General features: G+C 64.8%; 1 protein-coding gene. It reads right to left on the bottom strand.

Translation table 11 applies throughout. The features are described 5' to 3' along the window. Nucleotides 1–68 precede the first annotated feature (68 nt). On the bottom strand, nt 69–1,328 hold the full coding sequence (fabV, locus tag ACM0O9_RS18470; RefSeq protein WP_005416204.1) for an enoyl-ACP reductase FabV: 1,260 nt from the start codon (nt 1,326–1,328) through the stop codon (nt 69–71). Nucleotides 1,329–1,890: the final 562 nt, after the last annotated feature.

Genomic DNA, 1,890 nt, shown 5'->3' with positions numbered 1-1,890 from the left:
GGGGGGGCCCCCCCCCCCCCCCCCCACTACCAAACGAGAAGGCCGGCTTTCGCCGGCCTTCTGCCTGATCAGGTCATGTCGACCAGGTTGCCGATCTTCACGTCCGGGTTGACGTCGGCCTCGTAGTCGACGCCCTCCACGCCAAAACCGAACAGACGCAGGAAGTCGGCCTTGTAACCGGCCAGGTCGCTGATTTCGTACAGGTTCTCGTTGGTCACCTGTGGCCACAGCGCGACCACCTTGCCCTGCACGTCTGCGGCCATTTCCTTGTAGTCCGCACGCAGGCGGCCTTCCTCATCGACCAGCGCGACGGTGTGGCCGTCGCCATCGACCAGGTCGTGGCGCAGGCGATCGACCGCCACGCCATCGGACTTGCCGCCGTAAAGGATGTCGTACAGCACGTCGAGCTGCTCGATGCAGCCTTCGTGGGTGCCCTTTTCCTTCATCACCTTGAACAGCAGCGACAGGTACAGCGGCATGGTCGGAATGGCCGAGCTGGCCTGGGTCACGACGGCCTTCAGCACCGACACGCGTGCGTCGCCGCCGATTTTCGCCAGCTTTTCGCGCAGGCCCAGCACCTTGGTGTCCAGGTCCTTCTTGGCCGCGCCGATCGAGCCATTCCAGTAGATCGCCTGGGTGATCTCTTCGCCCACGTAGGTGAAGGCCGTGGTGGTACAACCATTGGCCAGCACGCCGGCATCGGCCAGCGCATCGATCCACATCTGCCAGTCCTCGCCGCCCATCACCGCGACGGTGCCGGCGATTTCTTCCGGGGTGGCCGGCTGCAGGGTGGTCTCGGTGATCACTTCCTTGTCGGTATCCAGCCCGCGCAGGGTGATCGGCTCGCCGATCGGCTTCAACGTGGAGCTGATGATCTCGCCGGTCTTCGGGTGCTTGCGGCGCGGCGCTGCCAGGCTGTAGACAACCTGGTCGACCTGGCCCAGATCGGCCTTGATCATTTCGATGGTCTTCGCCTTCACTTCATCGGAGAAGGCATCGCCATTGATGCTCTTGGCGTACAGGCCGGCTTCGTCGGCGTACTTGTGGAACGCGGCCGAGTTGTACCAGCCCGCGGTACCCGGCTTGGTCTCGCTGCCCGGGCGTTCGAAGAAGATGCCGAGGGTGGCAGCACCACTGCCGAAGGCAGCGGTGATGCGTGCAGCCAGGCCGTAGCCGGTGGACGCGCCGATCACCAGCACACGCTTGGGACCGTTCTGGATCGGCGGGCGCGCACGGATGTAGTCGATCTGCTGCTTGACCGCGGCCTCGCAGCCGGTCGGGTGGGTGGTGACGCAGATGAAGCCGCGGACGCGCGGTTTGATGACCATGGATACCTCGGGTTGGCAGATGCGGCGCACGGGGCGCTCAGCAGGAGTACGGGCGCGCACGCGCGCGAACCGCAGGATCGTAGTGCGCGGGGGACGATTGCACAACCGACGCTGGCGTAGGGTGGGGTTTCTTTTGCAGGGTTGCACCCTGCACCTGCGGTAGTGCCGGCCGCTGGCCGGCAACCTCAACAGCAACGTCAAAAGCCGGGCTACTGAGGGATGCCGGGGTGGGTCCGGTTGCGGGGGACGCCGTTAACCCGTCCATGGGGGCTTGGCCGCGGCATCCATGCCGCGGACACCCCCGCAACCGGACCCACCCCGCCTTTGACAGTCTTCCGCGATCTGTCGGAACAGCTCTTGGGGTCAGATCCGTTTTCTGAAGGAAAACGGATCTGACCCCAGAATTGTTTCGATATCTGACAAATGTGTCGACCCAGGTCGACATCTACCCACAGCCGTGGGGATCTGTCAGAGGTGGGGCAGTGTCGGAGTGCGGGGTGTCAGCCGCATGGATGCGGCTGCCAAGCCTACACGGACGTACTTGCGGCGTCCCCGCACTCCG

It is taken from the genome of Stenotrophomonas sp. FR012 (assembly GCF_047520565.2).
GTDB lineage: Bacteria > Pseudomonadota > Gammaproteobacteria > Xanthomonadales > Xanthomonadaceae > Stenotrophomonas > Stenotrophomonas sepilia.
This window is presented reverse-complemented; position numbering and strand designations above follow the sequence as displayed.

What these genes read in the sequence shown, in the direction of transcription:
- fabV (WP_005416204.1), bottom strand. Translation starts at nt 1,328, where the DNA reads ATGGTCATCAAACCGCGCGTCCGCGGCTTCATCTGCGTCACCACCCAC.